The sequence below is a fragment of the [Clostridium] aerotolerans DSM 5434 genome (genome assembly GCF_000687555.1).
In the GTDB taxonomy this organism is placed as follows: Bacteria; Bacillota; Clostridia; order Lachnospirales; family Lachnospiraceae; genus Lacrimispora; species Lacrimispora aerotolerans.
In genome coordinates this window covers 55,948-64,004 of the sequence record NZ_JHWJ01000020.1, presented here as the reverse complement: position 1 = coordinate 64,004, position 8,057 = coordinate 55,948, and the positions used below count along the sequence as shown (strand labels likewise).

The 8,057-nt window shown below is 41.8% G+C and carries 5 protein-coding genes and 1 rRNA gene; 5 read left to right on the top strand and 1 reads right to left on the bottom strand.

Features of this window, described 5'->3' with window-relative positions:
• Window positions 1-227, top strand: a 23S ribosomal RNA gene (locus T546_RS0120740); the annotation flags it as partial.
• A 676-nt stretch (window positions 228-903) separates the two neighbouring features.
• Here T546_RS0120740 and T546_RS0120735 read toward each other — a convergent pair.
• A complete protein-coding gene (locus T546_RS0120735; RefSeq protein WP_026893270.1) occupies window positions 904-2,853 on the bottom strand; it encodes a BglG family transcription antiterminator in 1,950 nt (649 codons plus the stop codon).
• A gap of 283 nt (window positions 2,854-3,136) precedes the next feature.
• Here T546_RS0120735 and T546_RS0120730 point away from each other — a divergent pair, with 283 nt between their 5' ends.
• The 4 genes from T546_RS0120730 (at window position 3,137) to T546_RS0120715 (ending at window position 7,846) form a co-directional block, all read left to right on the top strand.
• Window positions 3,137-3,598 (top strand): PTS sugar transporter subunit IIA, encoded by a 462-nt coding sequence (locus tag T546_RS0120730; RefSeq protein ID WP_026893269.1) that lies wholly within the window; start codon window positions 3,137-3,139, stop codon window positions 3,596-3,598.
• 1 nt (window position 3,599) lies between these two features.
• Window positions 3,600-3,914, top strand: a complete 315-nt coding sequence (locus T546_RS0120725) for a PTS fructose transporter subunit IIB (protein WP_026893268.1) — start codon at window positions 3,600-3,602, stop codon at window positions 3,912-3,914.
• Between the two features lie 46 nt (window positions 3,915-3,960).
• Window positions 3,961-5,070 carry a PTS fructose transporter subunit IIC gene (locus tag T546_RS0120720; RefSeq protein WP_026893267.1) on the top strand — a complete coding sequence of 370 codons (1,110 nt, stop codon included), beginning with the start codon at window positions 3,961-3,963 and terminating at the stop codon, window positions 5,068-5,070.
• A 64-nt stretch (window positions 5,071-5,134) separates the two neighbouring features.
• A complete protein-coding gene (locus T546_RS0120715; protein ID WP_026893266.1) occupies window positions 5,135-7,846 on the top strand; it encodes a glycoside hydrolase family 38 N-terminal domain-containing protein in 2,712 nt (903 codons plus the stop codon).
• Window positions 7,847-8,057: the final 211 nt, after the last annotated feature.

The window sequence follows — 8,057 nt, the reverse complement described above, 5'->3', positions numbered from 1 at the left end:
GGGATGGACTGACCTCTGGTGTATCTGTTGGTGATCAACACCATGGCAGAGTAGCCAAGTCGGGAAGGGATAAACGCTGAAGGCATCTAAGCGTGAAGCCCCCCTCAAGATGAGATATCCCATCGCAAGAGTAAGACCCCTTGAAGACGACGAGGTAGATAGGGCAGAGGTGGAAGCATGGCAACATGTGCAGCTGACTGTCACTAATAGGTCGAGGGCTTAACCAGGTTGGTTTAGGTAAGAGGAAGAACGGATGAAAGATATATAACAATGTGTGGTTTTGAGGGTATGTGTAGGTTTCATATACCAGTTAAGAATATATAATATGTGATAAATGCGTAAATCTAGGTTTGGGTTTGCGCTTTTTTTATTGTGAAATTTATTGGATTGGAAAAGTTTAAGCATAGTTAGAAAGTTAGAGATTTGAGGAGTTAGAGATTTAAGGAGTTAGAGATTTAAGGAGTAGAGATTTAATAAAATAGGGATTTAATAAAATAGGGATTTAAAAAGATAGAGATTTAAGAAGATGGAGATTTAAGAAGATAGAGATTTAAGAAGATAGAGATTTAAGAAGATAGAGATTTAAGAAGATAGAGATTTAGGAAGATAGAGATTTAGGAAGATAGAGATTTAGGAGGTTAGCTATCTAAGAAGATATAAAATTAGGAGGTTAGAAATTTAGAATTAGGAAGTCAAGAAATTTAGAAATCTTGAGATTAAGATGGTTGATCGGAATTTAAGTGTTTTGTATGAGATTCATATTTGATCTGATATTCGTTATTATATATACAGATTAGTAAGTCTATATTGAAATATTGAATTGGGAAAGCTTAATTGAAAAAAATCAGAAAACCAGAGTATATCAGAATTAGCGATATGCTCTGGCTTTTTTTGTTCCTGTTTTTAAACAGGTAGAATTCCGTGGAATTCGGTTATAAATTTCTCAAAGCTTTCACAAGAAATAAGACGTTGCTGGAGTTTTGAATTATTTACGATTTCAATCATGCTGTCATAGAGGTGTACTAGGTCTTTTTGCATTTCCTGTTTTATGGCTAGAAGAAATACGATTTGTACCGTTTCCTCCTGACCCCATTCATCCTGGCTCCAGACCAGGGGCTCTTCCAGAAGGGCGACCGCTACTTTTGTATCTTTGGCACAGAGACTCATGGGGTGAGCCAGTGCGAAGAGCTCGTTCATGTTTGTGCTTCCCAGCTTTTCTCGTTCTAAAACAGAGAATATGAAGTCTTCTTCAACAATGCCTTCTTTCTCCAGGCTGTGGCATAGCATGGTAAGGAGCTCGTTTTTGTTTGTAACTCGTTTTAGACGGAAAAACAGATCTTTTTCAAAGAATCCGGATTTCTTTTCTTTTTCAGATACGTCTATAGTAGATAAAAATCTTGCTATGGATTCGATGTCTTTGTTCTTTAAGGCAAAATCAACGGTGATGCAGGGAAGTCTGCCATCATTTAGGGGGCTTGTAGATATGGCGCAGTCTACATCTTTTAAGCCTTCTTTCTCCAGATTCATGTATTCATTATAAGATATGGTACTGACAATATTGATCTGGCCTTCGAAGGACATTCCAAGCCTCGCTTCCAGCATACGAAGAGCGGCGGGACCATTGCCGCATACAAGAATGACATTTTTCTTTTTCAGGCCTTTTGAGATAAATATTTCCATGGCGGCGCAGATATGAACGGCTATATAGCCTGCATCTTCCTCATTTAAAGTAAAGGGAGGTGTGTCAAAGACCTGGGAGAAGGCGGTCAGTGATATTTCAAAGGCCAGGGAATAGTTGTTCTTAATGGTGTTCAGCAAAGGGTTTCGAATATTAAGGCCAAAGGACTTGCTTGTAAAAATGGATTTCATGTGGCGGAATAGATTCGTCAGCAAGACCTCGTCCCTTCGCAGATCAAAGCTATAATTTCTATAGATGATTTCCAGAGATTCTAAAATGGAGCGTTTCAGCCACTCATCATCGATATCCGTGGCATCCATATGGGTGTTGGTTACCATATGAAGATACATGTAGAATTTTTCTCCCTTGGAAACGGCAATGTCAAAGTGGGACTCGATCTGCTCGCACAGGCTGCTTATAATGGCCATAATGGAGTAGTCGGTTTCAATATCACCTATGGTCATGTAGTGATTGCTCTTTACCCTGGTGATCATAAGGGCCAGATGTATGATCAGGTTTTTTAAGTTGTAGTCGCTGATGTCAATATTTCGTTTTTTCAGCTCTTCCAGTGTGATCTGTTTTAAATAATCAAGGTCTACATTTTGAAATAGAAGCCGCTCCTCCTTTGTAAAACCGGTAATATAGCTGTCATTATCAGACGTGATCACATGGGCCATAATACATCTGCGCTTGTCATCCTCTGTACCAATGATTTTAATGCCGGAATTGGGCTTAGTAATGTACTCCAGATTGTATTTGTCCAGAATTCGACGGATGGTCTTAATATAATTGCTTAAGGTATTTTTTGAAATGTATACAGTATCCATGATTTGTTCCAGGGAAATGTAGTCAGAGGCAAATAAAAGCATGCTGAGGATATAACGGATTCTGTCCTGGGAGGAATCAAGCTCCATGGAATCTGACCCTATTGTTTCCATACCTTCTTTGAATTTTTCATAAGTAAGTGGGTCTGTAATCTCAATATAGTAGCCGAATTTCCGTTTCAGTTTGATGGCTGCACCATGGCTGCTTAAAATACCGTTCATTTCCTGGATATCGCCTCGTATGGTCCGGTCAGTGACATGGAACTTGCTGGCAAGACGGTCTGATGAGACATAATCATGCTTATTGATGTAATTATATATGTCACTGAGTCTTCCGTATGGAAACATCATTATTTACCTCCTGATATCCGTCTATGTCATATGCAGACGATGTCTATTCCAGGGTGTGTCTGAAACCTAGCAGTTTTCAGACACACCCTGATGTTCCATTTTATTATAAGGTATCTTACTTATAAAATACAGCTACAGCATTTCCACTTCTATGTGGAAATGAGTTGAGAAGTTGTTGCCCGATTTCCACTTAAACATGGAAATTGCTTCAATTGAAATAGGAACCCATTGCTATTATAGTTAGACTTAAGAAACAGCGAAGGCGGCTGGAAGGAGGTTAAGCGTGCTTAAGGAAGAATATTTATTTTTTGATGTTGATGTCAGAACCAAAGAGGAGGCACTGAACTTCATCAGCCAAAAAGCTCTGGAGCTGGGGCTTACGGACAATGCAGAGGGGCTTAAGAAGGATTTTTTAAAGAGGGAAGAGGAATTTTCCACAGGACTTCAGGACGGCTTTGCCATTCCTCATGCAAAATCTGATTTTGCTAAAAAATTGGGTGTGTTCTATGTGCGATGTAAAAGTAGTATATCAGGGTGGGAGACGATGGACGATAGGGCTGTGACTGATTTGTTTGCCCTGATCGTGCCAAAGGAAAGTGCTGATAACGAACATTTGATGATGATTTCAAGGCTGGCTACCGGACTTTTAGAGGAGGAATTTAAAGAAACTGTGAAAACAGCTTCTCATAAGGGGGAGCTTATGGGGTATTTAAAGAGAATAATTATTAATGAGGAGGGGATTTAAGATGAAAATAGTAGGAATTTCCGCATGTCCGGCTGGACTCGCCCACACCCCAATGGCTGCCAAGGCCCTGGAAAAGGCAGGAATGGCTCTTGGTCATGATATTAAAATGGAACAGCAGGGCAGCATGGGGCAGATTAATGCCATTACAGAGAAGGAGGCCAAGGAGGCGGACCTTGTCATTATTGCATCGGACCAGAAAATCACCGGCATGGAGCGTTTTGCCGGGAAGAAGGTGATACGAGTGGACATTAATATCTGTATTAAGGCTCCGGAAGCTGTCATTAAAAAATGTGTGGACGCAGTGAGCAAAGAATAATTCTATGGCACCATAGAAATAGGTCATGAAAAGGAGAATGAAGATTATGAAACAGTTTCTGAAAGAGGCTAAGGGTCATCTGATGACAGGTATCGGCTACATGCTTCCCCTGATTATCGGTGCTTCTCTTGTTGTGGCAATACCTAAGATTATTGCCTTATGTATGGGAATTTCGTCTCTGGATCCTTACGCAGACGGAACCGGGTTTTTACATATTTTAAAAATGATTGAAAATGTAGGTTGGACCGGAATTGGTCTTATCAATACCGTTTTGGCTGGATTTATCGCATACAGCATTGCAGATAAGCCTGCCATTGGAGCTGGATTTATCGGGGGCGCTCTTGCTTCCAGCACTCAGGCCGGGTTTTTAGGCGCTGTCATTGCTGCATTTATTGCAGGTTATACGGTGAAATGGGGCAAGGAGCATATTCACCTCCCGGAGTCCATGAGAAATGTAATGCCTCTTGTAATCCTTCCCTTCCTGGCGACTGGAAGCGTTGCTATCATTATGGGGGCCATTCTGGCAGACCCGTTGGCAGCCATTAACGGTGCGCTTGTAAACTGGCTCAGGGATATGAGCACCAGCGGTACTTCACAGCTTGTTATGGCCATTCTTTTGGGAGCTATGATTGCCTCTGATATGGGCGGTCCTATTAATAAATCAGCCTGGATGGCAGGCAATGTATTGTTGGCAGAAGGCGTTTTCCAGGCAAATGTGTTTATTAACTGTGCAATCTGTATCCCGCCTCTTGCTTATGCCATTGCGACTGTAATGAGAAAAAAACGTTTCTCTGCCGCATTCAGAGAAACTGGAAAGGGCAACTGGGTCATGGGATTTATTGGAATTACGGAGGGAGCAATTCCATTTACTCTTGTTAAGCCACAGATACTTATCCCGGTTAATATGTTTGGAGGTGCGGTTGGAACTGCTATTTGCTGTCTTTTAGGAGCAAAAGGAGATATTCCTCCAGTGGGAGGCATTTACGGCTTCGTATCCATTACAAATGGGTGGGCCTATCTGGTGGGGATTCTGGCAGGAGCCCTTGTGATTGCAGTGCTTTCCACTGCATTGGTTGACTTCAATCAGGATACATCAACCGTTGTTCAAGATGTAAATGTAGATGAAATTGAGATATCCTTTGAGGATATTTCATAATACCCGGAGGGGCAGGGGACTGTATCCTCTGCCCCTTTTTGCAGCATGAAAAAGGAGGATATGAATGAAACGAAAAATACATGTGGTACCTCATACTCATTGGGACAGGGAGTGGTATTTTACGACTGCCCGGTCTAAGGTATATCTGATGAAGGATTTGGAGGATGTGTTGGTGACTCTGGAACAGGACCCGGAGTTTACTTATTTTATGCTGGATGCTCAGGCTTCTCTTTTAGATGATTATTTAAAATGGAGACCTGAGGATGAGGTGCGTATAAAACGTCTGGTAAAGGAGGGGCGGTTGATTATTGGACCCTGGTATACCCAGACGGATCAACTGGTGATTTCCGGGGAAAGCATTGTAAGAAATATGTATTACGGAATGAAGCGTTGTCAGGAATTAGGCGGCTATATGAATGTGGGCTATGTTCCGGATTCCTTTGGCCAGGCAGGGAATATGCCTCAGATTTATCGTGAATTTGGCATTGAGGATACCCTTTTTTGGCGGGGAGTCAGTGATGATATGGTATCTCATAGGGATTTTAACTGGAGGGGAGATGATGGCAGCGTTGTCTTTGCCACTCAGATTCCTTTTGGGTACTATATTGGGGGAAATATTCCGGAAAGTGCTAAGGAGAATGAGTTATTCTGGCAAAAGGAGTGCTTTGAAAAGGCGGGGAAGAGAAGCAGTACAAAGAACATTTATTTTCCTAACGGCTTCGACCAGGCGCCCATTCGTACCAATCTTCCAGAGCTTATAAAAGAAAGGAATAGAAAGGATCCTGACAATGACTATTTAATCAGCTGTATTGAGGATTATATCCGGGATGTGAAAGCAGAGAATCCGGATTTGGAGGAGATTTCCGGGGAGCTTTTGATTGCAAAGCATATGAGAATTCACAAATCTATATTTTCTTCACGGTCGGATTTAAAGGTTTTAAATACGCAGATACAAAATTATGTGACCAATGTTTTAGAGCCGCTTCTTACATTATCAAGTCACCTGGGAAATGAGTACCCATACAAGGCAGTGGAGGAGGTCTGGAAGCTTCTTTTTGAAAATGCTGCCCACGATTCCATTGGCTCCTGTATTTCTGACACGGCTAACGAGGATGTTTTTATGCGGTATAAGCAGGCGAGAGACATTTCCATTAATCTGGCGGAGCTGCATGAGCGGTTGATGGCGATCAGCATAAAGAATGGTGGAGATATGACATTCACCATGTTTAATACCTTCCCAAGAAAGCGTGACGGAGTGGTGCTGGCAAAGACATACGTTCCGGGAGGGGATTTTGCCATATTGGATGAAATGGGAAATAAGGTGCCTTATACTCTTGTATCTTCCAGGGATTTAACAGACTATGTTCTTTCTCAGACCATTCGCCTGGATCCGTCCAGAGATTTTTATGTGCCTGAGAAGGTGATGGAGGCAGTGGTGGCTATAAAGACTTCACAGCTTCCGGCACTTGGATATGCGCAGTATACCCTTGACAGGACCAGCTCCAGTGCCATTGCTATGGTGAAAAAAGATGCTCTGGAAAATGAATTTTATTCCATTACCGTAGCGGACAATGGTTCCCTCACTATATTTGATAAAAGGAGTGGAATCCTTTATGAAAATCAGGCGGTATTGGTGGAAAATGGAGATGATGGGGACAGCTTTAATTACTCTCCTCCAAGGCAGGATATGGAGGTATTCTCTACCGACTCTTCTTTTGAGGTAACGATGGAGGGAAGCGGTATTTACGAGAAGGCGGTCATTGTTTATAAAATGAGGGTTCCTGAAAATCTTGAGGCCAGAAGCAAAGGAATTGCTGATACCATTTTGCCGATTACCTTGACTGTAGGCTTAAGACAAGGGGAAAAGGTGATTGATTTTAATGTTCTTGTGGATAACCAGGGACTTTCTCATCGACTTTGTGTAATCTTTGACAGCCAGTTGACCAGCAAATTCAACTATGCGGATCAGCAGTTTGGGCTGATTCAAAGGGAGAATTATCATAAAAAGGAAATGGATCTTTATCTGGAGAGACAAAAGGGTGATACGGGAAAGAAAGCAGGCTTTATAGAGCTTGCCAACTGGGCAAATGATCCGTCTGCCTGGCAGGAGCCTCCTATTTCTATTGAGCCGACCCAATCCTATGTGTCTCTTTCAGATGGAAGCAATGGAATTGGAATCATACCTCAGGGAGTGAGAGAATATGAAGTTCTTGAAGATAGGAAAATACGTCTTACCCTGTTTCGTACTTACGGTTTTATGGGGAAAGAGAACCTGGTTTACCGGCCGGGGAGAGCCAGCGGTGAGCGTATTATAGAAACTCCGGATGCTCAGCTTTTAAAGAAGATGGACTTTTCTTTTGGGTTCACTATTTACCAGGGGAATATAAATGACGCCAATATTGATATTCTGGCGAAAGCTTATAATACGCCGATTCAGGTGTACACCTATGGGGAGTTTTTAAATGGCCGCCTTATTTTCTCTCAGAGGGAAATTGAAGGTACCAGACCTGCTACCAGCTTTTTATTTGAGACAGATGGTAAGCTGGTGGTTTCGGCAGTTAAAAGGGCAGAGAAGGGAAATGGAGTGATAATCCGGCTCTTTAACGGTAAGGATTATAAAGCATTGGATGATGAGTTACGGTTTTTTTATGATATTTCTGAGGCATATTATACGGACCTGAAGGAAGAGAAGAGAGAGGCCATTGAGATTCATAACAATGGGATTAAGGTGAAGGAGCTTTCTCACTGTAAGTTTGTGACTATTTATGTGAGGTAGTTAATAAATATCGGGAACTTGTGACAATATAGATTTTGGTAATCTTACCGCAAGCTGCTGCGAAGTACCGACGCAAATGCGTGCGTATGTCATCGCAGCTTACGGTATCATAGCAGCAGTTTGCATAATATATCAGATAACATGAAAACGCCTTGATACGGAATATTAAAACATTTCCGGTCAAGGCGTTTTTTATTTGGATTTTTATGTA